Consider the following 24,792-nt stretch of genomic DNA (forward strand, 5'->3'; position numbering starts at 1 on the left):
AGAGGCTTTATCGAAGTATAGTAAAGTATTGAAAATCATTGAAAATTATATGAAATCTGGTATAGATATAATTATTCGGCAGTGCGCTGGGGTGGCTGGCGAGGCTTATCTCAATATAGCCTTCAGCCGTGGCATATAACATCCGCATGAAAGTTTCGTGACGGCGCGATTTCGTTTGTTTCATGTCATGGAATATTCATTGGCCGCGGCAATTTGGACCAGCTAATAGGGCGTGCGCTGAAAGTGCGCGTCTCTTTTACGTTCGAGGTTCTCATGCAAGCCAAGCTTCTCGGCGCCGTCGGCGCCCTTCTCGCTACAGCGTTTCTTGCTGGCCCGGCCGCCGCCGCCGAAAAGACCAAGATTGACTTCTGGTTCGGCAACTCCGGTGACATCGCAAAGCGTGTCCAGGAACAGTGCGATCGCTTCAACCAGTCGCAGGCCTATTACGAAGTCGTCTGCACCAGCCAGGGCAGCTACGACGCCTCCCTGCAGAACACCATTGCCGCCTTCCGCGCCGGCAAGCAGCCGACCATCGCTCAGGTTTCCGACGCCGGCACGCTCGACATCATGCTCTCCGGCGCCTACTACCCGGCAAACAAGCTGATGGCCGACATGGGCTACACCGTCGACTGGAACGATTACTTCTCGGGTATCGCAGGCTACTACGCCACGTCGAAGGGCGAGATGTATTCCTTCCCCTTCAACTCCTCGACCGCTTTGCTCTACTGGAACAAGGACGCCTTCGCCAAGATCGGCAAGGATCATGCTCCGGCGACCTGGAAGGAAGCCGGTGAGGACTTCAAGGCTCTGAAGGACGCCGGCTATGCATGCCCGCTCGCCTTCGACATCTCCAGCAACGAAGTCTGGCAGTACGTCGAGCAGTTCGAAGCCGTCAACGGTGAGCCGATCGCCACGAAGAAGAACGGCTTCGAAGGCCTCGACGCCGAGCTGGTCTTCAACAAGAACCCGCTTCTCGTCAGCTACATCAAGGATCTCAAGTCCTGGTACGACAACAAGCTCGCCGTCATCAAGAACAAGGCCGTCGGCCAGACCTTCGTTGAAGCCTTCGCCGCCGGCGACTGCCAGGTCATCCTGACCTCGGTCGGCGACCACGGGAATATCGGCCGCACCGCCAAGCAGGGCATGAACTGGGGCGTTGCCATGCTCCCGACCTATGGTGACGCAACCCGTCACAGCTCATATGTCGGCGGCGCTTCGCTCTGGGTTCTGAAGGGCCATTCGGACGCCGAGTACAAGGCAGCCGCTGCCTTCTTCAACTTCATCGCGAAGCCCGAAGAAGCTCTGACCTGGTCGACCGTTACCGGCTACATCCCGGTTCGCAACTCCGGCTTCGAATATCTGAAGAAGCAGGGCTTCTACGATAAGGCGCCTTACGCCGGCCGTGAACTCGCCATCCAGAGCCTGACCGCTTCCCCGGCCGGCGACGCAGCCGCCAAGGGCATCCGTCTCGGCGGCCTGCTGCAGGTCCGCACCGAGATCGCCAACGGCCTGCAGGCGATCTTCGTCAACAATGCCGACGTCCAGGCCTCGCTCGACTCTGCTGCCGAACGCGGCAACCAGCTCCTGCGCCGCTTCCAGCAGACCTACAAGAACGTTCAGCTCCCCTGATCGCCTAATTGAGCCGCACCCGGCCCGCCTTGCGCGTGCCGGGTGCGTCTTTGTAAGTTCTCCCAACCAGTCGCGGATGCGCTGCCGCCCGCGCCTGAAGTCAAACCAGGGCGAAAACGACCACCCATGGAAAAGCGCGTCACTTTCTCCTCGACGACGATCGGCCTTCTCTTCGCATTCCCGATGCTGCTGCTGATCTTCGTCTTCTTCTACTGGCCAAGCGCGCAGGCGCTTTATTGGGCGTTCACGCTCGAGCAGCCATGGGGCGGCGGCAATGCCTGGGTCGGCTTCGACAATTTCAAACTGCTGCTCAGCGATCCGATCTATTGGGAATCGATCACCCGCAGCATGGTCTTCGGCTTCAGCTCGACGATTATTGCCATGGGCCTGGCGCTCATCCTGGCGCTTTTGACCGATCGTGAACTGCGCGGCCACAAGGTCTACCGGTCAGTCTTCATCTGGCCTTACGCGATCGCCGCGCCCGCTCTCGGGCTTGCTTTCCGCTTCATCCTGGCGCCGGAGGCCGGCCTTCTCTCGGTCATCAACCATGTCTGGCCGGGCCTCTGGAACCCCGCGCTCGACGGCAAGGACGCGATGATCGCCGTCATCGTCGCCTTCTCCTGGAAATATATCGGCTACAACTTCATTTTCTTCCTCTCGGCTCTGCAAGGCATTCCACGCTCGCTGATCGAAGCGGCGGCCATGGACGGTTCAGGGCCGATGCGCCGTATCTGGGATATTCAGCTGCCCTTGCTGACGCCGACGCTGTTCTTCCTGCTCGTCATCAACATCACCGAAAGCTTTCAGGATTCCTTCGGCATCGTCGACGTCATGACGCAGGGCGGCCCGGCACGCGCGACGGAGCTGATGGTCTACAAGATCTATTTCGACGGCTTCCGGGGCCTCGATTATTCGGGCGCTGCGGCGCAATCGATCATCCTGATGCTGCTCGTCGTCATGCTCACCATCTTCCAGTTCCGCTTCATCGAGCGGCGCGTGCACTACAAGTGAGGTCGCGGACATGATCGAACGCACGCCGATATTCAACTTCATCTGCTACACGCTTCTGGCGCTCGGCATGGTGATCGCGCTCCTGCCTTTCGTCATCGTCATCATCGCATCGACGCTCGATCTGGAGACGGTCAACCGCGTGCCGCTGCCGCTGACGCCGGGCTCGCATTTTTGGGAAAACGCCCGGGAAGCCTGGGTTCGCGCCGATCTCGGCACCAAACTGCTGCACAGCATCATCTTCGCGACGTCGGTCGCCGCCGGCAAGGTCATCCTTTCCGCCATGGCAGGCTTCTCGATCGTCTATTTCCGCTTCCGCGGCCGCTATGTGATTTTCTGGATCATCTTCATCACGCTGATGCTGCCGCTGGAAGTGCGCATTGTACCGACCTATTCGATCGCGGCCAACGCGCTGCAGCCGTTCCAGACGATCCTCGATGTCACGGGCATCAGCTGGCTCGTGGCGCAGATCAGCGGCATCCAGATCAAGCTCGCATGGGGTCTGCTGAATTCCTACCCCGGCCTGGTTCTGCCGCTGGTCGCAACCGCGACCGGGACGTTCCTTTACCGGCAGTTCTATCTGACGGTTCCGGATGAACTTGCCGAGGCCTCGAAGATGGATGGGTCGGGCCCGGTTCGGTTCTTCTGGGACATTCTGGTGCCGCTGTCGCGGCCGAACATGATCGCGCTGTTCACCATCATGTTCGTCTGGGCATGGAACCAGTATCTCTGGCCGCTGCTGATCACTACCGATCCGAATTTCGGCATTGCGGTGACGCAGCTCAAGACCCTGATCCCGTCCGAATTCGGCCTGCCCGATTGGAACGTCGCGATGGCCGGTACCCTAATCATCATGTCGCCGCCGCTGGTGCTCGTCATCCTGATGCAGCGCTGGTTCGTGCGCGGCCTTATCTCCACCGAGAAGTGAAGGAACAGACCTGTGGCACCGATCTCAATCCGTGATGTGAAGAAGAGCTACGGCAAGCATCCCGTGGTTCACGGCGTCGACCTGGAGATTAAATCCGGTGAATTCGTTGTCATCCTCGGCCCGTCCGGCTGCGGCAAGTCTACGCTCTTGCGCATGATCGCCGGTCTGGAGGAAATCAGCGGCGGCGAAATCGCCATTGACGGCCGCGTTGTCAACCAGCTGGAGCCGCGCGAGCGCGGCTGCGCGATGGTGTTCCAGAACTATGCGCTCTACCCGCATATGACCGTTGCCGAGAATATCGGTTATGCGCTGAAGGTGGCCGGCATCGCGAAGGCTGAGCGTCAGCGACGCATTACCGAGGTCGCCAAGGCGCTCAGCCTCGAACCCTTCCTCGACCGCCGCCCGGCCGCTCTTTCCGGCGGCCAGCGCCAGCGCGTCGCCATGGGCCGCGCGATGATCCGCGAGCCGAAAGTGTTCCTCTTCGACGAGCCGCTGTCCAACCTCGACGCCAAGCTGCGCATCGCCATGCGCGCCGAAATCCGTCGGCTCCACCGCCGCCTCGGCGCCACCTCGATCTTCGTCACCCATGACCAGACGGAGGCGATGACGCTGGCCGACCGGCTGGTGGTGATGAATGGCGGCAGGGTCGAGCAGGTCGGCACGCCGGAAGAGGTCTATCATCATCCGGTCTCGCGCTTCGTCGCAGGATTCGTCGGCACGCCGGCGATGAACCTGCTCGAAGGCACGATCAACGATGAAGGTGTCTTCGTCTATGACCAGAGCCGCAAGATTGCGCTGCCGCGCGAACGCGCCGCGCCGCTGAAAGGCAAACGCGTCGTGCTCGGCATGCGCGCAGAGGCCGCCCGGCTGGTGGCGCCGGATGCACCCGGCGCCTTGATCGCGACGGCCGATTTCATCGAAGAGCTCGGCGCGAGCCGCGTCGTGCATGCCGATTTCGACGGACTGCCTTTTGCCGTGGCGCTGACGGATGCCGTGAGCGTGAAATCGGGCGATCCGATCGGCATCGCGATTGATCACAATGCGATCCACCTCTATGCCGCCGATACCGGCCGAATCATCGAGACCCCTGCCATGAGCAGTGCCGGCCCCGTCCACGCCTGACGAATTCATCGACGGTCGGCGTCAGCGATGGATCGGATCGATCCAGGGAACGTCTTCCGGTTTTTCCACAGGCTCGATATCGAGATTGACGACGACGGGCTCCTGGCCTGAGCGGACGAGCACGCATTCCAGCGTCTCGTCTCGGCTGGCGTTGATCTCCTGATGGGGCACGTAGGGCGGGACATAGATGAAATCGCCGGGGCCCGCCTCGGCGGTAAATTCCAGATGCTCGCCCCAGCGCATGCGGGCCTTGCCCTTGACGACATAGATGATGCTTTCGAGATCGCCGTGGTGGTGGGCGCCGGTCTTGGCATTGGCATGGATCGTCACCGTGCCGGCCCAGATCTTCTCGGCGCCGGCGCGCGCATTGTTGATCGCCGTTGCGCGGTTCATGCCCGGCGTCTGCGCCGTGTTAGGATCGAGCGAATTGCCGGGAATGACCTTGACGCCATGTTCCCGCCAGTCGATGTGAGAATGCTCGTGGTCGCCGCTCATGCCTTGCCTCCGCCTTCGATATAAACAATCTAGGTGGGCGCCGCCCGGCGGCCAAGCGGATTTATCTTCTAGGAAAGCGTTCACTTGATGAGCCACCTCCCGCAGATCGATTACGACACCGCTTCGCCAGAGGTTCGCGCGGCGCATGATGAAGAAATAAGGATGCGCGGGCGCATGACCAACATGAAGCGGACGCTCCTGCATTCGCCGGTCGCCCATCGCATCTATGCCGAGTGGTTCACGCTGCGGGCCGAACTCGATCCTGTGATCAGCGACCGGGAAATCTGGATCTTCTCCCATGCGATCTCGAAAGCGGCGAGTTCGACGATCGCCATCACCTTCTTTCGCCGGGCGCTGATCAACAAGGGTTTCGACCCCAATGCGCTGGAGCTTTCGGAAACGGAAGCACTGCTCGAGGCATTCGGCAGGGCGATCGTCGTCGATTCCAACGCCGTTCCGGCCGAGCTCTGGACGAGACTGAAAGAGCGCTACGAGACCAAGGTGCTCATCGATCTCGTCGCCTTCGCCGGCATAATGCTGGCGACAGCCATCTTCAACAATGTCGTCGGCGTCGATTTCGATCCGGAGCTTGAACCCTTTGCCGAAGACGCGGACTCGGTCTAGCCGCCAAGCGACGCGATCGCGGCCTCGACCGCTTCGGCGCCGGGCCTGCTCGGCCGGTATTCGAGGCCGACGGCGCCATCATAGCCGTTGGCGAAGATCCAGTTGAGGCGGTGGGCGAGGTCGATGCCGCCGGAACCCGGTTCGTTGCGGCCGGGATGATCGGCGACATGGACGTGGAAGACGCGGTCGAGGCGGCCGTCGAGCACCTCTTCGGTGCGTTCGTCCATCACGGCGGAATGGTAGATGTCGTAGACGATGCCGATCTCGGGACGGCTGACATCGGAGACGATGTCGAGGCCTTCGTGGGTGGAATCGAGGAAATAGCCTATATGGTCGATGCGGATGTTGAGCGGCTCGACGCCGAGGCGCACGCCGCTGCCCTTGAGGATATCGGCGCCGGCCTTCAGCGTTTCGGTGAGCGCCCGGCGCTGTTCTTCGCGGCTGACGCCCGGAAGATCGTCGCCTGCCTGAGCGATCAGCACCGGCGCGCCGAGGCGTCTCGAAACGGCGACGGATTCGGCAAGGCCTTTCAGCCAGGACTGCCGGTTGGCCGCATCGGTCAGCGCGATCATCGGTTCGGCGACAAGGCTGGTGAGGGCAAGGCCGGTTTCATCAAGCGCCGCCTCAATCGCATCCAGGTCCTTGTCGCTCCAGCGCCAGAATTCGACCGCCGTCAGGCCGCCGGCACGTGCGCGGCGGATGCGATCGGCAAAGCTGCCGTCTCCTTCGGCAAACAGCCATTCTATGCAGGCTGAATAACGTCGCATGAAAACTCCTCCTAGGTGGGAGCTCAGGCTGCGACAGATCGGAGTCTGTCGCAAGGCTTGACGCCCGGATTCATTGGCGGAACACTCGCCATATCGGACGGGGCTCGCCGGCGCTTGTGGAGGAAGATATGGATCTTGGATTGAAGGGAAAGATCGCCGTGATAACAGGCGCGTCGGTCGGCATCGGGCTGGCGATCGCCGAAGGGCTGGCGGCCGAGGGCTCCAACCTCGTGCTCGCCGCGCGCGGCGGTGAGCGGTTGGAGGCGGAGGCTGCCCGTATCGCCGGAAAATACGGTGTCAGCGCCACCGCGGTTGCCGCCGACGTTGCGACGGTTGCGGGAACGGAGGCGATCATTGCTGCGGCCGCAGAGAAGGGCGGCGCCGATATCCTCATCAACAATGCCGGCACCGGATCGAACGAGACGGTGATGGAGGCGCCTGACGAGAAGTGGCAGGCTTATTGGGATCTGCATGTGATGGCTGCCGTGCGCCTTGCACGCGGGATCGCGCCGCAGATGAAGAGGCGCGGCGGCGGTGTCATCCTGCACAATGCCTCGATCTGCGCCGTCCAGCCGCTCTGGTACGAGCCGATCTACAATGTCAGTAAATCAGCGCTGATGATGTTTTCGAAGACGCTCTCGACCGAGCTCATCCCGGACAATATCCGCGTCAACTGCGTCAATGCCGGCCTGATCCTGACGCCGGACTGGATCAAGACCGCCAAGCAGCTGACGGCCGAAAGCGGCGGCAACTGGGAAGGCTACCTGCAGAGCGTCGCCAATGAGCATGCCGCCTCCAAACGGTTCGGCACGCCGGAGGAACTGGCGAATGTCTTCGTCTTCCTCAGTTCGGAACGAGCAAGCTACTGCATCGGATCGACCTATTTCGTTGACGGCGGCATGTTGAAAACGATCTGACGGATCATCAGGCCGAAGATTGGCGGCGCCTTCTGTGGACGTTGCCGAGATAAGCTATAAATAATAGCTATTTTGTTGTATCTTCACGCTTTCGACGCTATTTGCCTGCTATTGGCGGGGTGAATACTGCGTTTTCGACAGGGCAAAGACAAATGCTGACGAAAAAGGGAAAATATGGCCTGAAGGCGCTGGTCGATCTGGCGCGGCTGCCGCCGGGCGAGACCGCCTTCATCAATGACGTTGCCGCCCGCAACAATATCCCGAAGAAATTCCTCGATACGATCCTCTTGGAACTGCGCAATGTCGGCATTCTGCGTTCGAAAAAGGGGCCCGGCGGCGGTTATTCCCTCTCGCGGCCGGCCTCCGAAATCCGCATCGGCCATGTCATCCGCACGCTCGACGGGCCCTTGGCGCCGATCCGCTGCGCCAGCCGTACGGCCTATGAGGCCTGCGACGACTGCGCCGATCCGGAAACCTGTCAGGTGCGGCGTTCGATGACCGATGTTCGGGACGCGATCGCCGCCATTCTCGACAATATGACCCTCGAACAATTCGTTGCGGCGGGCGGACAGGTCGAGGGCGCGACGGAGGAATTACCGATCTCTGCCGCCAGCTGAGATCTCTTCCCTTTCATATCGTCCCCGCACAACGGCGGCGCTCTGCTGCAATCGTTCAGGTTTCGATCTTCTGCGACACATATTCGCCTGCGCTACGCAGCAATCGGTCCAGCGGCAGCGACAAGCCGTGAATGCGGGCGTTGCGCCAATGGCGATCGAGATTGAGCCCGATGGCGGCCGATGTCTGGCCTGCGAGTTCGAACAGCGCGTTGGCGGTGCTGAGCGCCGCTTCGCCGGCTATGATCGCGGCCGCCGAAGCGGAAAAATGCGCATCCGCCATCGCCGCCTCCACGGGATTGACCTGGGCAAAGTCGAGTTTTCGGCCAGCCCGTTCCAAGGCCGCCGCCGTCGCTTCGATGCTGACGGCGTGTTTGCCGATGTGAGCGAGGACGGCGGCGTGATCGCCGACCGCTGTCATCAGGTCGGCCCAGGCGGCACGCGCGATACCGAGGCTTACCCCGGCCTTGAGCAAAAGGCCAAGCGAGACGCCGGTCGAATATCGAAACGAAGGCGCCGGCGCGATGGCATCGGCATTAACATGGAGTGCGCCGGCGATCGCCGTTGCCGACCCATTGGTACGCTGGCCGAAGCCGTCCCAATCATCGATCACCTGCAGGTCGTCGTCGCTACGGGTGAGGTACAGCGTCACCGGGCGGTTGGGCGCAAGTGTGTGCGCAGCGACAATCCAGTCGGCATAGAGAATTCCGGCCGCCTGCCGAGTGCGGCCGCTCAGGCGATAGCCAAGGCCTTCGCCGACCAGTTCGGATCCGTCAACGAACGTGGCCGCCGCGAAGCGGTCGCCGAGCAGCACACGGGCAAAGAGTGATGCCTTCAGATCTTCGGCGGTCTGAACGCGGAGTGTTTCCAGCGTGGAAAAATGATTTTCTAGGGTCTCGCCGATCGAGGCATCGGCCTCTGCAACGATCGCAACGATTTCTGCCAGCAGGGCGTTCGGCACGTCGAGCCCTTCATGGTCGGGCGGAACAGTGATTGCGGTCAGTCCTGATATCGACAGGGCGTCGAGCTCGGCAAACGGCAGAATGCGGTTGATATCGCGTTCGCTCGCCTCGCGCCGGAATGCGGCGGCGAGGTCACGGGCCGTGGATATTGCCGCCTCTTCGCTTTCGATGCGCTGCGCTGGCGGTCTCAGGCGGTGATGAAACTGCGATACGGTTCCCATCGATCACTCTTTCCTCTGAGGGATAACAGGAGTGAGGGATTTCGCTCCGGATGATAAGAACGGTTTTTCTAGAAAAAACCGACGCTTCGAATTTTCTCACCAACTTGATCACCTCGCCCTCGACGCTACTTATGGTTAACCGGGGCTTCCTTGATTGAGAAACATGATGAGCGACTCTCTTGCTCGCCGCAGCGAGGTTTCGAAAATGGCACGCCAGCCGAGACCGCGTCTGACGCTGGATATTGCCGATATCCCAACCTATGCCATTGGCGACATTCACGGCCGGCGCGATCTGCTCGTGAAGGCAGAGCAGGCAATCTTAAGCGATGCGGCACGGCTGCCGGGGCGCAAGCTGATCGTGACGCTCGGCGACTATATCGACCGCGGCCCGGAATCGGCACAGGTCATCGCTCACCTCATGGAGCCGGCGCCGGAGGGTTTCGATCGGATCTGCCTTGCAGGCAACCACGAGATCGCAATGCTCGACTATATCGACGGCTGGCTTTCCTATGACGACTGGATGCGGATCGGGGCGGCGCACTCGCTGAAATCCTATGGGCTCGATCCGGAGCATCTGCCGCTGGTCTTCCCCTCCGGCGCACAGCTCGACGCCTTCCTCCGTCATTCGCTGCCGCACACGCATATCGATTTCATGCGGGCTATGCCGATCATGCTGGACACGCCGAGCGTATTGTTCGTCCATGCCGGCATTGATCCGGCGCAGCCGCTCGAGGCGCAGACCGACGAGGATCTGGTCCTCATCCGCCACCGTTTTCTCGACAGCAGGATCCCGCTGCCGAAGCTCGTCGTCCACGGTCATACGCCGAATGACGAGCCGGAGATTCGCGCGAGACGGCTCAATCTCGACACACGCGCCTTTCGCAGCGGCAGGCTGACCGTTGCCCGCCTGTGGCAGGGCCAAGTGCATCTGTTTTCTACCTGACATCATGCCACCGGGAAGGCTCCGCCATCACGCCGATCAGACCGTCTCCCTTTCGGTCGGAACGGCCTCGACTGGCCTTTCGACCGAGCGGTTGCGACGCCGGCCGCGCAGCACGACGTAGAAAACCGGCGTCAGGAACAGGCCGAAGATGGTCACGCCCAGCATGCCCGAGAAGACCGCGGTGCCGAGCGATTGCCGCATTTCGGCGCCGGGGCCGGTGGCGATGGCAAGCGGCAGAACACCGAAGATGAAGGCGAATGCCGTCATCAGGATCGGGCGCAGGCGGAGATGGCTGGCCTCGATGGCCGCCTCCACCGGCGACTTGCCTTCCTCTTCCGCTTGTCTCGCGAACTCGACGATCAGAATGGCGTTCTTGGCCGCAAGGCCGATCAGAACGATCAGGCCGATCTGCGTCAGGACATTGTTGTCCATACCTCGGAGCGAAACCCCGATCAGCGCCGCGAGCACCGCGAGCGGTACGATGAGGATGATCGCGAGCGGCAGGACCCAGCTTTCATATTGCGCCGCCAGCGCCAGGAAGACGAAGATCACCGACAGGGCGAAGATGTAGATGGCGGTGTTGCCGGTATGGGTTTCCTGATAGGCGAGTTCCGTCCATTCGAACGTCGTTCCCTGCGGCAGGATTTGCGCCGCCAGCGCTTCCATCTTCTTGATGGCGTCGCCCGTCGACGTGCCTGGCGTCGGATTACCCTGAAGCGGCACCGAGACATACATATTGTAGCGTTGGACGAGCGCCGGGCCGCTGGCATCCTGAATATCCATCAAGGTTCCAAGCGGGACCAGCGCGCCGGTCGCCGATCGAACCTTCAGGGCGAGGATATCTTCCCTATCCATGCGGTACTGCCGGTCGGCCTGGGCGCGCACCTGGTAGACGCGGCCGAACGCATTGAAATCGTTGACATAAGCGACGCCGAGGTTGATCGAAAGCGCATTGAAGATGTTGGGGATCGGCACATTGAGGAAGCGCGCCTTGTCGCGGTCGATCGCCAGGAAATATTGCGGGCTTGCATCGGAGAATGTCGTAAAGACGCCGGTCAGCCCCTCCGTCGTCGCCGCCGCACCCATCATCTGGCGGGCGAGGGCGAGCACCCGCGTCATATCCGCGTTTTCAAGATCGGAAATCTGCATCTTGAAGCCGCCGGAATTGCCGACACCGCGCACGGACGGCGGCGGTATGGCGATGATGAAGGCTTCCTGGATGCTTTGCAGCTTGCCGAAAAGCTCGCCGATGATCTTGTTGGCGTTGTCTCCGCCTTCTTCGCGTTCGGCGAAGGATTTGAACGGGACGAAGACGACGCCGGCATTCGAGGCGTTGGTGAATGTCGCCCCGCTGAAGCCGGCAAATTGCACCGCATTGCCGACACCCGGCACGGTACGGGCGATATCGCCCACCTGCTTGACGACGGCGTCGGTACGCGCGAGCGAGGCGCCGTCAGGAAGCTGTATGACGATGATCGCGTAACCCTGGTCCATGGTCGGGATAAAGCCCGAGGGAACGCGCGTACCCATGTACCAGGTTGCTCCCAGCAGGCAAACGAAGGCGACCATTGCGGCGCTCAAGCCTACCCAACTGCTGACCAGATGCCGAACGGTCCAGGAATAACCGGAACTCATCCGGTCAAATCCGCGATTGAAGCCATTCGCAAGGCTGCGGCCCAGGCGTGTGGCCACGTTGGCGCGCCTGGTCTCGTGGTCATGGGGCTTGAGCAATATGGCTGCCAGGGCGGGCGAAAGCGTCAGCGAGTTCAAGGCTGATATCGCGGTCGTGACGGCGATGGTGACTGCGAACTGCCGGTAGAACTGTCCGGAGATGCCTGGAATGAAGGCTGTCGGCACGAAGACGGCGATCAACACCAGCGAGATGGCGACGACCGCGGTTCCGACCTCGTCCATCGTGACATGGGAAGCCTGTTTCGGCGTCATGCCGCGGGCGAGATTGCGCTCGACGTTTTCCACCACGACGATCGCGTCGTCGACGACGATGCCGATTGCCAACACCAAGCCGAACAGAGTGAGCATGTTGAGCGAGAAGCCGAACGCCAGCAGGACGGCGAAGGTGCCGATCAGCGAGACCGGGATGGCAATGATCGGAATGATCGCGGTGCGCCAGGATTGCAGGAAGACGAGAACGACGATCGCCACCAGGATCGCCGCCTCGGCGATGGTTCGATAAACTTCGGAGATCGAATCCGAGATGAATTCGGTGGTGTCGTAGACGATGCGATATTCCAGGCCCTGCGGGAAATTCTGCGACAGGTCCTTCATGATCGCCTGGACCTGATGAGCGGTGTCGAGGGCATTGGTCCCCGGTCGGGCGAAGATGCCGAGTGCGACCGCAGGGTCGTTATTGAGATAGCTGTTGGTGACGTAGTCCTGTGCGCCGAGCTCGATGCGCGCTACGTCCTGCAATTGCACGAGCCGGCCGCTCTCCGTCGATTTCACAATGACATAGCGGAACTCGCGCACGTCGGAGAAACGTCCGTCCGTCCGCACCGTGTATTCGAACGCGTTCTTGCCGGTGACCGGCGGCGCGCCGATCTTGCCGCCCGACACCTGGACGTTCTGGTCTCTGAGGGCGGCGACGACGTCATCGGATGTCATGCCGTAGGCAGACAGCTTTTCCGGGTCCAGCCAGATTCGCATCGAATACTGGCGCTCGCCGAAAAGCTGCACGTCGCCGACGCCATCGAGGCGAACGAGAACGTCGCGGATGCGGTTGCGGGCGTAGTTCGAGACGTAAAGCTGGTCATAACGATGGGTCGGCGACAGCAGGTGTACGACCATCATCAGATCCGGCGAACTCTTGTCGGTTGTCACGCCAAGCCGCTGGACTTCCTCGGGAAGACGGGGCAGGGCGATGGAGACGCGGTTCTGGACAAGCACCTGGACCTTGTCGAGATCCGTGCCGAGCTTGAAGGTGATCGTCAGCGACATGGCGCCGTCGGCGCTGGAGTAAGAAGACATGTAGAGCATGTCTTCGACGCCGTTGATCTGCTGTTCGAGCGGTGTCGAAACCGTATCGGCGATCGTCTGCGGATCGGCGCCCGGATAGGAGGTGCGCACGACGATGGTCGGCGGCGCGATCTCCGGATATTGCGATACCGGCAGCTGTGTATAGGCGATGCCGCCGACGACGAGAAGAACGATGGAAATCACGGCCGCAAAGATCGGCCGGTCCACGAAAAAATGAGCGAATCTCATTGTCCGCTCTCCGCGCCAGCGGTTTCGGGCGCCGTGTCCTGCCGCTCCTTCGGCAGTTCGGTCATCTGAGGCGTGATCTTCGAGCCGGGACGGGCGCGGATGACTCCGTTGACGATGATCATCTCGGTGCCGTCGAGACCCTCGCGTATCACACGGTAGCCGTAGAGCCGCGGTCCAGGCCTCACGGGTTTGCTCGAAACCGTACCGTCGTCGGCGACGACATAGACGACGCGCTCGTTCTGATCCGAGCCGATTGCCTCGTCGGGGACAAGAACGGCCTGGTAGGTGTTGGAGGCTTCCACCTGTATGCGGCCGAAGAGGCCGGGCTGCAGGACAAGATCAGGGTTGGGGAAACGGGCCCGCAGGCGAATCGTGCCACTCTGGTTGTCGACCCGGTTTTCGGCGAAATCGAGCTTTCCCTTGAACGGTTTGGCATTGGGATCCGATATCGTGACGGACACATCCAGTCCGCCGCCGCCCTGCTGGAGATCCTTGCCCAGTTTGCGGGCCGTGTCGGCAAAATTCAGCAGGCGGCGCTCATCGACGTCGAAATAGAAATCGATCGGGTCGAGAGAAACGATCGTCGTCAGCACGGTCTGGTCGGTCTGCACGAGATTGCCGGCCGAAATCAGCCGGCGGTCGATGCGGCCGCTCAGCGGCGCCTTGATTTCCGTATATTCCATGTCGAGCGACGCACGGTCGGCTGCGGCCTGGGCGCCGCGGACATTGGCCTCGGCCGAATCGAATTCGCGGCGGCGATCGTCCAGCGTCTGGGCCGACTGACTGCCGCTCGAGGCAAGCGACTGCGCACGCTTGTACTGCGCATCGGCAAAGACCAGGGTGGATTGGGAGGCCTCAAGCGTCGCCTTTGCCTGGTTGAGCGCCGTTATGAACGGTCTCTGGTCGATGACGAAGAGCAAGTCGCCCTGCTTGACCAGCGCGCCGTCCTGGAAATGGATTTCCTGCAGGTAACCGCCGACGCGCGAGCGAACGGAGACTTCGTCGACCGGTTGGAAGCGGCCGATGAACTCGTCGCTGTCGACAACGTCGCGAACGACCGGCTTGGCAACGGTGACGGGTGGGGCCGGTGGGGCGTTTTGGGCAAGCGCCGCTAGCGGCATGAGCACGGCCATGCTGCCAAACAGCATCATCTGTCGAAGCGCGAAAGTCATGCCGGTCCTCCAATCTCGGCGGCCGTTTATTGCCGCCAAACCTAAGATGAAGTGATGCTGTTCATGTCTTGCTGCTTGAACGGGGGCGTACGCCCCCGGAATTCTCCGGCGTTTGATCCCCTCGCAAGGAAGGCCGGCAGGCAATGCAGATGAGAAAAATCGTAACCCTTTGGAAGCGGACTATAAGCGGCAGGGGCGAAAAATTGCAAATGCCAATTGGCTGCGTTTTTGAATCCATAAAAGCTTCATAGGCAGTGTCAGCTCTCGACGATCTCGTCCCTGCCGGGCGGCAGCGCGCCGAGTTCGGCCCAGTCAAGCTCCTGTTCAAGCATGTGAAAGACATCGTCGTCGATCTCGCCGGCGCGGCGCATCGCCGCAAGCTTGGCGCGTTTTGCGACGATGACGTTGCGGCGCTGTTTGTCGAGCTTGCTGACCTCGCGTGGATGTTTCCCATCCGCGGCGATCTTGCGCTCCGAGGTGTAGACGTCGCGCAGGATGCGGGTGGATTCGTCCTCGCCGCCAGCAAGCTCGGCAAGTGCTGCATCGATCAACGCCACGCGGGCTCTGGCGAGATCGCGGTCAAGAGACGTATCCGGTTCGAAATTCAGGAAACGGATCAGCGATCCGAGCGTCAGACCCTGCACAATCAGGGTGCCGAGGACGACGGCGAGCGCGCTGAGCAGGATGATGTCGCGATCGGGAAAATCGATAGGCAGGGCGAGGGCGGTCGCCAGTGTGACGAGGCCGCGCATGCCGCACCAGCCGGCAAGCAGGCTGGTCGCGAACGTCGGGGCCGCCTGTTTCGCGCGTCCGCGCGCCGCGAGAAAATTGATCGCCCGGTTATAGAAGAGCACCCAGGCCAGGCGCACCGCGATGACGGTGGCAAAGATTGCGGCAGCGAAGGTGACCGCGAAATTCAGGCGGCCGGGATCAAGATCAAGCACGATCTGCCGGGCCTGCAGGCCCATCAGCAGAAACGCGAGCACATTGAGCAGAAAGACGGCAGCCTCCCAGACGGAGTAGGAGTGGATGCGGTGGCGGGCCGTCTGCCGTTCCGGCATGTAGCGGGCGATCACCATCGCGTATACGACGATCGCCAGAATCGCCGACAGGTGCAGCCGCTCGGCGATGATCCAGGTGCCGAAGGTCGCGACGAACTCCAGCAGAGTGCCGCCGAGAGTGCCGGCGAGCTTCAACCCGACGACCATGTAGAGCCGGCCGAGGAGATAACCGAGGATGAGGCCGCCCGGCACAGCCAGAGCCAGTTCCGCCAGAGCGCCGGTGAAGAAGGTCGGGCTTGCGGCAGCGGTAACGGCGGCGCTGAAGATCAGGAGTGCCACGGCATCGTTGAGAAGGCTCTCGCCCTTCAGGACGACATAGGTCTGGCGCGGCAGCGCGAAGCGGTCGAGCATGGCGGTCGCGGCGGCCGCATCCGGCGGCGCGACGATAGCGCCGAGCGCGACAGCCGCGGCAATCGGCAGCCCGGCCATCGTCACCCCGACGACGGCGACGGCGGCAGCTGTCAGCACCACGGCGATGGCGGCGAGCGAGAGGAGCGGCATCCAGTTGCGGCGCAATGTCCGCGGCGGCAGATCGTAGGCGGCGTCGAAAAGCACGGGCGCGACCAGCAGCGCCAGTGCAAGGTCGGGATCGATTGCAATCTCGGGTGCCCAGGGCACGGCGGCGACGATGACGCCGGCGAGCGAGAGCATTGTGGGATAGGGGATCCGGAATCTCCTGGAGAATTGCAGGAAGACGATCGCCACAAGGAGCAGCGTCAGCATGCTTTCGAAGAACGCCATCGAGCCCTCCTGCGCACCTCATGGAGGCGAAGTTCTTCAGGAACTAGGGCCGAAACTGCCCTGCGGCCACCGTACGTGCGCTGCAACCGGCAAAGAAGGTATGGTTTGCCCCCCGCGGCTGCGGCATTTCGACCGCGGCCCTGAATCTGTCGACGCTGCTCTTGTGCAGTGCACTCGCTCGGAATATAAATACCCATATCATAAGTATGCTTATAAATAGCCGGCAAAGGTTCCAATGAACACCACGCCCACTCTCGGTTTCCTTCTCCACGACGTCGCACGGCTGCTGCGCAAGCGGTTCGAGCAACGCGCGAAGTGCCTCGGGCTGACGCGTTCGCAGTGGCAGACACTTGCCTATCTCTCGAACAATGAAGGTATCCATCAGAGCGGCCTTGCCGAAATCCTCGAGGTCGAGCCGATCACTTTGGTGCGCATCCTCGACAAGCTTGCCGAACGCGGGCTGATCGAGCGCCGCCAGCATCCGACCGACCGGCGCATCTGGCTGCTCTACATGCGCGAGGAGGCGCATCCGTTGCTCGCCGAAATGCGCGAACTCGGCGATGTAACCCGAGCCGAGGCGCTGGAAGGCGTTTCCGCCGAGCAACGCGAGCAGCTCTACCAGATACTATCCGTTATGAAGACGAACCTGGTGCAGGCTTGCCGAACACCGGTTGAAGAGAATGAGATGAACGATGGCTGATCAATCCAACTTCCGCGTCGTCGCCGACGCCGATGCCAAGACATCTGAAGAAAACCAAATCAAACAGCAGGAAACGGTAGCCGAAGCGCCTTCATCCAGTTCAGCGCCGGCTGCCGCCGTGGCTGCGCCTGGCGGCAACAAGGTCCGCCGCCGGCGCAGTCTCACGCGGCCTATCCTGTTCGCGCTGCTGCCGGCGGCGCTCGTCGCCGGCGGTTATTATTACGTCAATGGCGGCCAGGTGATGTCGACCGACAACGCCTATATCCAGGCCGATATGGTCGGCGTCACCACCGATGTCTCGGGCATCGTCAACGAGATCAACGTGCGCGAGAACGAGGCGGTCAAGGCGGGGCAGGTGCTCTTCAGCCTGAGGGCCGATTCCTTCAAGATCGCGCTCGACGGCGCCAAGGCGCAGCTCGGCGTGCAGCGCAACCAGATCATGAACCTCAAGGCCAGCTATCAGCAGTCGCTGGCTGAGATCACCCAGGCGCAGGCCGACCTGCCTTATTATCAGGAGCAGTTCGACCGGCAGCAGAACCTCGTCAACAACGGCAGCGCGACGCAATCGGCCTATGACGAGGCCAAGCACAATCTCGAGGCCGCGCAACAGAAGGTGACCGTCGCCAAGGCGGAGGCCGCAACGACGCTTGCCCAGCTCGGCGGATCGGCCGACCAGCCGATCGAGGAGAACCCGCTCTACCTGCAGGCCAAGTCGAATGTCGACAATGCCCAGCGCGAACTCGACCACAGCGTCGTCAAGGCGCCGTTCGACGGCATCGTCACCAATGTCAACGCCTTGCAGGTCGGCTCCTACCTGCAGGCTTCGCAGCAGGCCTTCTCGCTTGTCGCGACCGACCATCTGTGGATCGCCGCCAGCCCGAAGGAAACCGAGCTGACCTACGTCAAACCCGGCCAGACGGCGGAGATCTACGTCGACACCTATCCCGGCGTGACGTGGAAGGGCAAGGTCGAGAGCATCAGCCCGGCCTCCGGCTCCAGCTTCGCGCTGCTGCCGGCCCAGAACACCACCGGCAACTGGGTGAAGGTCGTCCAGCGCATTCCGATGCGCGTCAGCATCGAGGATACGCAAGGCAAGCCGCCGCTTCGCGTCGGCATGAGCACGGTCGTCGACGTCGAAACCGGTCATGCCCGCGGCCTGCCCGACTTCGTCAACAAGCTTCTGGGCCGGTCTCAGGGCAAGGATGATGAGTAGCTCTCCCGCGTCTTCGGCGACCCCTGTTGCCAATCGCGGTGCGATCACCGCCTGCGTCATCCTCGCCGTCATCATGCAGGCGCTGGATACGACGATTGCCAATGTGGCGCTGCCCTATATTCAGGGCAGCGTGTCGGCGTCGGCCGACCAGATCAACTGGGTGCTGACGTCCTACATCGTCGCGGCGGCAATCATGACGCCGCCCTCCGGTTTCCTTGCCGCCAAGTTCGGCCGCAAGCGCGTGCTGCTCGTCGCCATATCCGGCTTCGTCGGCGCCTCGGTGCTCTGCGGCCTGGCGCAATCGCTGAACCAGATCGTCGCCTTTCGCCTGCTGCAGGGTCTGTTCGGCGCATCGCTGGTGCCGCTATCCCAGGGCATCCTGCTCGACATCTACACGGTCGAGGAGCGCGGTTCGGCCATGGCGCTCTTTGGCGTCTCGGTCATGGTCGGGCCGGTGCTGGGGCCTGTCATTGGCGGCTGGCTGACCGAGAATATCAGCTGGCGCTGGGTGTTCTACATCAACGTGCCGATCGGCGCGCTCGCCTTTGCCGGGATCGTCGTATTCGTTTCGGAAACGAAGAGGGATGCGCTCGCGAAGCTTGACTGGTTCGGCTTCGGGATGATGAGCCTGTTCATTGCCTCGCTGCAGCTCTTCCTCGACCGCGGTGAGCAGCTCGACTGGTTCTCCTCAGGCGAGATCATGCTCGAAGCGATTATCTGCGCTTCGGCCTTCTATCTGCTTCTGGTGCACACGCTGACGGCGGAGAAATCCTTCGTCAATCCGAAGCTGTTCCTCGATCAGAATTTTTCGATCAGCATGATCTTCATCTTCGTTATCGGCATCACTTATCTCGCCTCGCTGGCGTTGATGACACCCTATCTGCAGACGCTGATGGGCTATCCCGTCATTACCGCCGGCATCGTCATGGGGCCGCGCGGGCTCGGCACCATGCTCTGCATGTTCATCGTCGGGCGGCTGATCGGCAAGGTCGATACACGCTGGCTGCTGGTGCTCGGCCTCGGCCTGACCGCCTGGGCGATGTACGATATGACCGGCTGGACGCCCGACGTCTCGCAATGGACGATCATCTCGGTCGGCTTTATCCAGGGCGCCGGTCTCGGCTTCCTGTTCGTGCCGCTGACGACGATCGCTTTCGCCACGCTGCCCGCCCATATGCGCGGCGACGGCACCGGCCTCTACAATCTGTCGCGCAATATCGGCTCGTCTGTGGGCATCTCGATCGTCTCGGCGCTGATCGTCGAGAATACGCAGAGCAATCATGAATCGATCGCTGCCTATGTGACGCCGTTCAACCACGCCTTCAACGCGGTGGCGGCACAGGGGCTCAGTCCCGTGACGGCAGCCGGACGCGCCTCGCTCAACGAGATCATCACGCTGCAATCGACGATCATCGCCTATATGGACGATTTCAAGCTGTTGATGCTGATGTCGCTCGCGGTCATTCCGCTCGTGCTGCTGCTGCGTAGGCCGAAGGCCGCGGCCGCCGTCGACCACAGTGCCGTGATGGAATAGTCAGCGAAACGGTTTGCTGAGATAACGCGACCCCTGGATGCCGAAGCGCCATGGCACGTCGGCATTTTTGGTGATACCGATGCGCTTTCCCGAAACGATCGGCACCGGCGCGGAGGGCGTCAGTGCATAGGGTGGGCGGTCGAGCAGCCTGTCGTTGATCTGAATGTCGATGCCGAGCGCCAAGCAGAGCTTGCCGGGGCCGCTGCAGAGCGCCGTCAGCATATCGGTGCCGCGCCGCTCCATCATCAAAGGAATTCCCGTTTCCGGCTCGAGCGCCCGGATCAGCACGGCCGAACCCGGATGGCAGACGAAGTTCAGGCACCAATACATGCCGTAAATGCGGTAGATGTAGGCATTGCCGGGGCGGCCATACATGGCGCCGTTGCGCTTGGTCGGCCCGCGAAAACTGTGCGAGGCCTCGTCATCGGGGAAATAGGCTTCCGTCTCGGTGATGCGGCCGCCTACGCCGTCGACTGAGAGATGGCAGCCGAGCAGATCCCGGGCAACGGCGATTGCGTCGCGCTCGAAAAACACCCTGAGACTTTCGCCGGCAAGCGCGCCGGCGCCGATCGCGCCGCTTGTCATTCCACCATCGGTCATGGCCGAGGCAGATACCATTCGGCGCGCTTGGCGTCACCCCCAAAGGGCTTGACGTGGCAAGCGGGTGTTACCGGCCGGGTTTCGGATCGCGCATCGGGATCGATGTGACGGTGACCGAAACCGGGTCGCTTGCCGGAAAAGAATCCTCGAGGCCTTCCTCCAGTTCCTCTTCGAGCACGTTGGCATCCTTGCTGCGCGGGCCGTCGCCATGGACGGGTTCAATCGCTGTCGCAACCAGGGCCTTGGCGCGCGAAACGGCATTTTCCGAGGTCAGCTCGGGCGTGCTGCGCAGCGTCACGGCAATGCTGTCTTCGCCCTCGCCACCGAATTCGACGACGAAGCCGTCTTCCGTCTGGTAGACAGTGATGTCGCTGAGTGCCATGGCTCCCCCAAAAGCGCCTACATTAGCAAGGCGTGTTTTAGTTATGCCCGCTTTCCGAATTTTGTCGAGCGAAGACCTTCACCAGCCAGTCGATGAAGACGCGCACGCGCGGTGAAAGCTGGCGGTTGCGGGGATAGAGCAGGGATACCGGCGTCGGGGTCAGCGGAAAATCCTCGAGCACACGAACCAGCCTTCCCTCAGTGAGATCTCTTTCAGCGTGATAGCGCGGGATCTGGATCAGGCCGAGGCCCATCCTTGCCGCGGAAACATAGCTTTCGGCGGCGTTGACGGCGACGGTCGCGGGAATGGTGACGTTGCGCACTGCGCCGTCGACGATGAATTCGAGCGGCAGCAGAGTGCCGGTGCTGCTGGAGCGGAAGCCGACCATGCGGTGGCCGGTTAGCCGGTCCGGATGCTGCGGCAGGCCATGTGCGGCGATATAGGCCGGAGAGGCGAGGGTGATCTCGTCGAGCATGGCGACGCGCCGGGCGACCATATCGCTATCCCCGGGCGTACCGACGCGCAGCACGCAATCGATGCCTTCGCGCACCAGATCGACCAGCCGATCGCCCTCGCTCATATAGAACTCGATCTCCGGATAGGTCTCGAGAAAGGAAGGCAGGCTCGGCAGCACGAAATGCCGAGCCAGCGTGCCGTGCACATCGACGCGCAGCAGTCCCTTCGGTCTGGCGCCGGCAAAAGCGCCTTCGGCGTCCTCGATGTCGGCGAGGATCGACAGGCAGCGTTGGTAATAGGCCTCGCCGTCGAGCGTCGGTCTGACATGGCGCGTGGTGCGCTGGAGCAGGCGCACTCCGAGGCGGGCCTCGAGCTGCTTGACCGCATCGGTTACGGTCGAGCGCGGAAGGCCGGTGTCTTCCGCGGCAAGGGTGAAGCTGCGGCGCTCAACGACGCGGCAGAACACACGCATGGCATCGAACCTGTCCATCTGTTTGTTCGCCTTTCACGGATAATGATGCCGAAGAATGCACGATTATCCGCACTGGCAAAAGGCGCATCTTCTTTCCATCGAAAACCCGCTGCGGCGCAGACGAAGGAGAAGAACAATGGCTTCCAACCAAAGCAGCAAGGTCGCACTGGTTACCGGCGCTTCGCGCGGTATCGGCGCGGCGGTTGCCAGGCGCCTCGCCAGAGACGGTTTCATCGTCGTCATCAACTATTCAGGCAATGCCGTGCCGGCCGAAGAACTGGCCCGGGAGATCGAGCTGGCCGGCGGCGAGGCGCTGACCGCGAAAGCCGATGTCAGCGATGCGGACGCCGTGCGCCGCATGTTCGATGCCGCGGAAGCCGCTTTCGGTGGCATCGACGTGCTCGTCAACAATGCCGGCATCATGATGCTCTCGTCGCTCGCCGAGGCTGACGATGAGAACTTCGACCGGCAGATCGATGTCAATCTCAAGGGCACCTTCAACACGCTGAGGGAAGCGGCCAAGCGTTTGCGCGACGGCGGCCGGGTCATCAATTTCTCGACTTCGGTCGTCGGGCTGAAGCTTGAAACCTACGGCGTCTACGCCGCGACCAAGGCGGCCGTCGAGACGCTAACGGCGATCATGGCCAAGGAAATGCGCGGCCGCAATATTACCGTCAATGCGATTGCGCCCGGTCCTGTCGCCACCGATCTTTTTCTCGACGGCAAATCGCAAGAACTCGTCGTCCGCATGGCGAAGATGAACCCGCTGGAGCGCCTCGCCACGCCCGAGGACATCGCCTCGTCAGTCGCCTTCCTCGCCGGCCCGGACGGCGGCTGGATCAATGGCCAGACGCTGCGCGCCAATGGCGGCATGGTCTGACCAGGCCGACCTCATCGCGATTATGTGAACGGCGCTTGTGAGTTTTTCCTCTTACAATTTTATGGAGAGTGCTTATAACGGATTTATCGCGAGAGAGTGGAGTTCCCTGACGCTCTCTTCCGAACCTCCAGAGCCTGCCGCGCCGCTCTGCGGCGCGACAGGCCCGATGTTCAAAATATTGCGGCCCGTCGAAGGTTCCCCTGCCTTCCGGGCCGTATCTGTTTTGCCGCTCAATAGTCGTTCAGCCTGGCCTCGACCAGAAGCTTCACCAGCCAGTCGACGAAGACGCGGACCTTGTTGCTGAGGTGACGGTTCGGCGGATAGACGACATAGAGCGGGATCGGATCGCGGCGCCATTCCGGCAGCACGCGGACGAGTTCGCCCCGCCGCATCGGTTCGCGCACCATGAAGGTCGGCACCTGCGCGACGCCAAGCCCCGTCAGTGCCGCGGTCAGATAGGTGCGGCTGTCGTTGACGGAGGCGATGTAGCGCGGGTTGGTCTCGATCGTCTCGTTGTCCCTGCGAAATTCGAAGGGCAGCGTCCGGTTGTTCTGAGCGCGGAAATAATTGACCGAGTAGTGTGCGGCCTCCAGATCTTCAGGGCGTTCGGGCATGCCGAATTTCTGGATGTAACTTGGCGAAGCGCAGGTGATGAGCTCCATCTCCGAGACGCGCCGGGCGATCAGCGACTGGTCGGTGGGCGTGCCGGCCCGCAGCGCGCAATCGACATTTTCGACCAGATAATCCACCGTGCGGTCGCTGACGCCGAGGTCCAGACGGATATCGGGATAGCGCTGATAAAAGTCGCACAGCGCCGGGACGACGATCGCATCAGCAAAGGCGCCGCTCATCTCGACGCGCAGCCGCCCGCTCGGCAGGCTCTGCGAATTGGAGAGGCTGCCGTCGAGTTCCTCCAGTTCGGAGATAAGCTGCGCGGCGCGTTCGTAATAAAGCGCGCCGTCCGTGGTCACCATCACCCGGCGCGTGGTACGGTTCAGAAGCTTGGTGCGCAGATGCGCCTCCAGGCCCTGGATAAGATTGGTCACCGTCGCCTTGGGCATGGCGAGCATGTCGGCGGCGCGGGTGAAATTGCCCGTCTCCACCACGCGGATGAAGACACGCATTGCCGAAAGCTGATCCATCGGTTTCAAGTCCGCAGTTTGCGTTGCACCATTATTCGAGAATTGGAACAGTGTAATCGCGATATCACTTCTTATTCCCTGTTCTGAATAACAATATCTTTTTTGTACAAAATGCAAGCGACAGCGTTGTCTGTCAGTGGCGATGCGTACAAAGGCCGGAACCATGACGGTGGAATGGAAAGATATGATGCTGGACAAGGTGGCCATCGGCCCCGTTTCCGCACGCATCTACCAGGGCGCCGATTACGGCAAAGGGCCGCCGATCGTGCTTTACCTGCATGGCGGCGCGTTTCTAGATCGGGAGACAAATGTCGACCGGCCGGTGGCGATCAGCCTCGCCAAATCAGGCGCCATCGTCGCCGCCGTCGATTACAGCAGCCTGTCCGGCAACCTGTTTCCGCAAGTGTTGGAAGTTTCCTTTTCCGTTTTTACCTATCTCGCCAACAAGCGCGCTGCCGGTCTTGGCGACCGCAAGTCGCTGTTATTCGTTGCCGGTGAGGAGGCAGGCGGCAATGTCGCCGCCGGTGTGGCGCTGAAAGCGCGCGACCAGCTGCCCGACGCGCTCGACGGCCAGGTGCTGATTTCGCCATTGCTTGATCCCTTCATGGGCACCTCCTCTATCCGCAAAGCGGAAGCCATCGGCATGCGGCAACGCTGGACTGAGGGCTGGAGCCATTACTTAAGCGGCGGCGGTTGCCACCCTTACGCGGCACCTTGCCTCTGTTCGCGTCTTTCAGGCGTCGCCCCTGCGCTGATCTTCACCGCCGAGGACGATCCTCTGCACGACGAAACAATTGGTTACGGTGCCCGCCTGAAGAAGGCCGGCGTCGGTGTGCGCCAGCATGTCCTTCCCGCCGGGACGGGCTGGCCCTCGATTTATGGTGGGAAATCCGGGGAAGCGCCCGATTGGCAGGAACACGTCAGCCGCCACTTCGGAAGTTTCCTTCAGGACGTAAGCGTCCAACCGCAATTGCATTGAAGAAGATC

The 24,792-nt window shown here is 61.8% G+C and carries 23 protein-coding genes; 13 read left to right on the forward strand and 10 right to left on the reverse strand.

Annotated features, from left to right (window positions below; all coding sequences use genetic code 11):
• The first annotated feature begins 273 nt into the window (after positions 1-273).
• The 4 genes from C4N04_RS16715 (at position 274) to C4N04_RS16730 (ending at position 4,687) form a co-directional block, all read left to right on the forward strand.
• A complete protein-coding gene (locus tag C4N04_RS16715) occupies positions 274-1,629 on the forward strand; it encodes an extracellular solute-binding protein (protein ID WP_106796565.1) in 1,356 nt (451 codons plus the stop codon).
• 126 nt (positions 1,630-1,755) lie between these two features.
• Positions 1,756-2,640: a sugar ABC transporter permease gene (locus tag C4N04_RS16720; protein ID WP_038690923.1), complete on the forward strand. Its 885-nt coding sequence runs from the start codon at positions 1,756-1,758 to the stop codon at positions 2,638-2,640.
• A gap of 10 nt (positions 2,641-2,650) precedes the next feature.
• A complete protein-coding gene (locus tag C4N04_RS16725; RefSeq protein ID WP_096763800.1) occupies positions 2,651-3,565 on the forward strand; it encodes an ABC transporter permease subunit in 915 nt (304 codons plus the stop codon).
• Between the two features lie 12 nt (positions 3,566-3,577).
• Positions 3,578-4,687, forward strand: a complete 1,110-nt coding sequence (locus tag C4N04_RS16730; RefSeq protein ID WP_096763799.1) for a sn-glycerol-3-phosphate import ATP-binding protein UgpC — start codon at positions 3,578-3,580, stop codon at positions 4,685-4,687.
• A gap of 21 nt (positions 4,688-4,708) precedes the next feature.
• Here the strand turns inward: C4N04_RS16730 and C4N04_RS16735 are convergent, their stop codons facing one another.
• Entirely contained in the window at positions 4,709-5,182 is a 474-nt protein-coding gene (locus C4N04_RS16735) for a cupin domain-containing protein (RefSeq protein WP_009994847.1), read from the reverse strand.
• Between the two features lie 87 nt (positions 5,183-5,269).
• On the opposite strand from C4N04_RS16735, the gene C4N04_RS16740 reads away from it, so the two are divergent.
• Positions 5,270-5,806, forward strand: a complete 537-nt coding sequence (locus C4N04_RS16740; RefSeq protein WP_009994849.1) for a hypothetical protein — start codon at positions 5,270-5,272, stop codon at positions 5,804-5,806.
• Here C4N04_RS16740 and C4N04_RS16745 read toward each other — a convergent pair.
• Positions 5,803-6,573, reverse strand: coding sequence for a TIM barrel protein (locus C4N04_RS16745; protein ID WP_096763798.1), 771 nt, complete (start codon positions 6,571-6,573; stop codon positions 5,803-5,805). The two genes, C4N04_RS16740 and C4N04_RS16745, sit on opposite strands and share 4 nt — an antisense overlap.
• Before the next feature lie 128 nt (positions 6,574-6,701).
• Between C4N04_RS16745 and C4N04_RS16750 the strand changes: the two genes are divergently transcribed.
• Both C4N04_RS16750 and C4N04_RS16755 read left to right on the forward strand, forming a co-directional pair.
• On the forward strand, positions 6,702-7,490 hold the full coding sequence (locus C4N04_RS16750) for an SDR family oxidoreductase (RefSeq protein ID WP_096763797.1): 789 nt from the start codon (positions 6,702-6,704) through the stop codon (positions 7,488-7,490).
• A 152-nt stretch (positions 7,491-7,642) separates the two neighbouring features.
• The gene (locus tag C4N04_RS16755) at positions 7,643-8,107 is read left to right on the forward strand and encodes an Rrf2 family transcriptional regulator (protein WP_009996604.1); all 465 of its coding nucleotides are present in this window, start codon (positions 7,643-7,645) and stop codon (positions 8,105-8,107) included.
• A 55-nt stretch (positions 8,108-8,162) separates the two neighbouring features.
• Here C4N04_RS16755 and C4N04_RS16760 read toward each other — a convergent pair whose 3' ends face one another.
• Positions 8,163-9,287, reverse strand: a complete 1,125-nt coding sequence (locus tag C4N04_RS16760) for a monooxygenase (protein ID WP_106796566.1) — start codon at positions 9,285-9,287, stop codon at positions 8,163-8,165.
• A gap of 166 nt (positions 9,288-9,453) precedes the next feature.
• On the opposite strand from C4N04_RS16760, the gene C4N04_RS16765 reads away from it, so the two are divergent.
• Positions 9,454-10,230, forward strand: coding sequence for a metallophosphoesterase family protein (locus tag C4N04_RS16765; protein ID WP_170961505.1), 777 nt, complete (start codon positions 9,454-9,456; stop codon positions 10,228-10,230).
• Between the two features lie 36 nt (positions 10,231-10,266).
• Here C4N04_RS16765 and C4N04_RS16770 read toward each other — a convergent pair whose 3' ends face one another.
• The 3 genes from C4N04_RS16770 to C4N04_RS16780 all read right to left on the reverse strand — a co-directional run bounded on the left by C4N04_RS16770 (position 10,267) and on the right by C4N04_RS16780 (position 16,426).
• A complete protein-coding gene (locus C4N04_RS16770) occupies positions 10,267-13,452 on the reverse strand; it encodes a multidrug efflux RND transporter permease subunit (protein ID WP_096763795.1) in 3,186 nt (1,061 codons plus the stop codon).
• Positions 13,449-14,624 carry an efflux RND transporter periplasmic adaptor subunit gene (locus C4N04_RS16775; protein ID WP_077994870.1) on the reverse strand — a complete coding sequence of 392 codons (1,176 nt, stop codon included), beginning with the start codon at positions 14,622-14,624 and terminating at the stop codon, positions 13,449-13,451. The genes C4N04_RS16770 and C4N04_RS16775 overlap by 4 nt, the downstream gene beginning before the upstream one ends.
• A 257-nt stretch (positions 14,625-14,881) precedes the next feature.
• Positions 14,882-16,426: a cation:proton antiporter gene (locus C4N04_RS16780; protein WP_106796567.1), complete on the reverse strand. Its 1,545-nt coding sequence runs from the start codon at positions 16,424-16,426 to the stop codon at positions 14,882-14,884.
• A 235-nt stretch (positions 16,427-16,661) separates the two neighbouring features.
• Between C4N04_RS16780 and C4N04_RS16785 the strand changes: the two genes are divergently transcribed.
• From C4N04_RS16785 to C4N04_RS16795, 3 genes are read left to right on the forward strand one after another with little or no spacing between them, the layout of a single operon-like run.
• A complete protein-coding gene (locus C4N04_RS16785; protein WP_038690911.1) occupies positions 16,662-17,126 on the forward strand; it encodes a MarR family transcriptional regulator in 465 nt (154 codons plus the stop codon).
• Complete coding sequence (locus C4N04_RS16790; protein ID WP_106796568.1) at positions 17,119-18,339, forward strand: HlyD family secretion protein; 1,221 nt, start codon at positions 17,119-17,121, stop codon at positions 18,337-18,339. The genes C4N04_RS16785 and C4N04_RS16790 overlap by 8 nt, the downstream gene beginning before the upstream one ends.
• Positions 18,332-19,873 carry a DHA2 family efflux MFS transporter permease subunit gene (locus C4N04_RS16795; protein WP_106796569.1) on the forward strand — a complete coding sequence of 514 codons (1,542 nt, stop codon included), beginning with the start codon at positions 18,332-18,334 and terminating at the stop codon, positions 19,871-19,873. Before C4N04_RS16790 ends, C4N04_RS16795 begins: the two co-directional genes overlap by 8 nt.
• Here the strand turns inward: C4N04_RS16795 and C4N04_RS16800 are convergent, their stop codons facing one another.
• The 3 genes from C4N04_RS16800 to C4N04_RS16810 are packed head-to-tail and all read right to left on the reverse strand — an operon-like array spanning position 19,874 to position 21,801.
• The gene (locus C4N04_RS16800; RefSeq protein WP_038690905.1) at positions 19,874-20,491 is read right to left on the reverse strand and encodes a DNA-3-methyladenine glycosylase; all 618 of its coding nucleotides are present in this window, start codon (positions 20,489-20,491) and stop codon (positions 19,874-19,876) included.
• A gap of 49 nt (positions 20,492-20,540) precedes the next feature.
• On the reverse strand, positions 20,541-20,855 hold the full coding sequence (locus C4N04_RS16805) for a hypothetical protein (protein WP_106796570.1): 315 nt from the start codon (positions 20,853-20,855) through the stop codon (positions 20,541-20,543).
• A 37-nt stretch (positions 20,856-20,892) separates the two neighbouring features.
• Positions 20,893-21,801 (reverse strand): LysR family transcriptional regulator, encoded by a 909-nt coding sequence (locus tag C4N04_RS16810; protein ID WP_106796571.1) that lies wholly within the window; start codon positions 21,799-21,801, stop codon positions 20,893-20,895.
• Positions 21,802-21,919: 118 nt separating this feature from the next.
• Between C4N04_RS16810 and C4N04_RS16815 the strand changes: the two genes are divergently transcribed.
• A complete protein-coding gene (locus C4N04_RS16815) occupies positions 21,920-22,663 on the forward strand; it encodes an SDR family oxidoreductase (protein ID WP_106796572.1) in 744 nt (247 codons plus the stop codon).
• Positions 22,664-22,893: 230 nt separating this feature from the next.
• On the opposite strand, the gene C4N04_RS16820 is transcribed toward C4N04_RS16815, so the two are convergent.
• Positions 22,894-23,805, reverse strand: coding sequence for a LysR family transcriptional regulator (locus C4N04_RS16820; protein WP_038690901.1), 912 nt, complete (start codon positions 23,803-23,805; stop codon positions 22,894-22,896).
• Between the two features lie 163 nt (positions 23,806-23,968).
• On the opposite strand from C4N04_RS16820, the gene C4N04_RS16825 reads away from it, so the two are divergent.
• On the forward strand, positions 23,969-24,784 hold the full coding sequence (locus C4N04_RS16825; protein WP_038690900.1) for an alpha/beta hydrolase fold domain-containing protein: 816 nt from the start codon (positions 23,969-23,971) through the stop codon (positions 24,782-24,784).
• Positions 24,785-24,792: the final 8 nt, after the last annotated feature.

The sequence above is a fragment of the Rhizobium sp. H4 genome (genome assembly GCF_003013335.1).
GTDB lineage: Bacteria > Pseudomonadota > Alphaproteobacteria > Rhizobiales > Rhizobiaceae > Rhizobium > Rhizobium sophoriradicis.

Excerpts from the sequence above, each read along its gene's own strand:
- C4N04_RS16715 (WP_106796565.1), top strand. The coding sequence starts at position 274 with ATGCAAGCCAAGCTTCTCGGCGCCGTCGGCGCCCTTCTCGCTACAGCG.
- C4N04_RS16720 (WP_038690923.1), top strand. The coding sequence starts at position 1,756 with ATGGAAAAGCGCGTCACTTTCTCCTCGACGACGATCGGCCTTCTCTTC.
- C4N04_RS16725 (WP_096763800.1), top strand. The coding sequence starts at position 2,651 with ATGATCGAACGCACGCCGATATTCAACTTCATCTGCTACACGCTTCTG.
- C4N04_RS16735 (WP_009994847.1), bottom strand. The coding sequence starts at position 5,182 with ATGAGCGGCGACCACGAGCATTCTCACATCGACTGGCGGGAACATGGC.
- C4N04_RS16740 (WP_009994849.1), top strand. The coding sequence starts at position 5,270 with ATGAGCCACCTCCCGCAGATCGATTACGACACCGCTTCGCCAGAGGTT.
- C4N04_RS16745 (WP_096763798.1), bottom strand. The coding sequence starts at position 6,573 with ATGCGACGTTATTCAGCCTGCATAGAATGGCTGTTTGCCGAAGGAGAC.
- C4N04_RS16750 (WP_096763797.1), top strand. The coding sequence starts at position 6,702 with ATGGATCTTGGATTGAAGGGAAAGATCGCCGTGATAACAGGCGCGTCG.
- C4N04_RS16755 (WP_009996604.1), top strand. The coding sequence starts at position 7,643 with ATGCTGACGAAAAAGGGAAAATATGGCCTGAAGGCGCTGGTCGATCTG.
- C4N04_RS16760 (WP_106796566.1), bottom strand. The coding sequence starts at position 9,287 with ATGGGAACCGTATCGCAGTTTCATCACCGCCTGAGACCGCCAGCGCAG.
- C4N04_RS16765 (WP_170961505.1), top strand. The coding sequence starts at position 9,454 with ATGAGCGACTCTCTTGCTCGCCGCAGCGAGGTTTCGAAAATGGCACGC.
- C4N04_RS16770 (WP_096763795.1), bottom strand. The coding sequence starts at position 13,452 with ATGAGATTCGCTCATTTTTTCGTGGACCGGCCGATCTTTGCGGCCGTG.
- C4N04_RS16775 (WP_077994870.1), bottom strand. The coding sequence starts at position 14,624 with ATGACTTTCGCGCTTCGACAGATGATGCTGTTTGGCAGCATGGCCGTG.
- C4N04_RS16780 (WP_106796567.1), bottom strand. The coding sequence starts at position 16,426 with ATGGCGTTCTTCGAAAGCATGCTGACGCTGCTCCTTGTGGCGATCGTC.
- C4N04_RS16785 (WP_038690911.1), top strand. The coding sequence starts at position 16,662 with ATGAACACCACGCCCACTCTCGGTTTCCTTCTCCACGACGTCGCACGG.
- C4N04_RS16790 (WP_106796568.1), top strand. The coding sequence starts at position 17,119 with ATGGCTGATCAATCCAACTTCCGCGTCGTCGCCGACGCCGATGCCAAG.
- C4N04_RS16795 (WP_106796569.1), top strand. The coding sequence starts at position 18,332 with ATGAGTAGCTCTCCCGCGTCTTCGGCGACCCCTGTTGCCAATCGCGGT.
- C4N04_RS16800 (WP_038690905.1), bottom strand. The coding sequence starts at position 20,491 with ATGGTATCTGCCTCGGCCATGACCGATGGTGGAATGACAAGCGGCGCG.
- C4N04_RS16805 (WP_106796570.1), bottom strand. The coding sequence starts at position 20,855 with ATGGCACTCAGCGACATCACTGTCTACCAGACGGAAGACGGCTTCGTC.
- C4N04_RS16810 (WP_106796571.1), bottom strand. The coding sequence starts at position 21,801 with ATGGACAGGTTCGATGCCATGCGTGTGTTCTGCCGCGTCGTTGAGCGC.
- C4N04_RS16815 (WP_106796572.1), top strand. The coding sequence starts at position 21,920 with ATGGCTTCCAACCAAAGCAGCAAGGTCGCACTGGTTACCGGCGCTTCG.
- C4N04_RS16820 (WP_038690901.1), bottom strand. The coding sequence starts at position 23,805 with ATGGATCAGCTTTCGGCAATGCGTGTCTTCATCCGCGTGGTGGAGACG.
- C4N04_RS16825 (WP_038690900.1), top strand. The coding sequence starts at position 23,969 with ATGACGGTGGAATGGAAAGATATGATGCTGGACAAGGTGGCCATCGGC.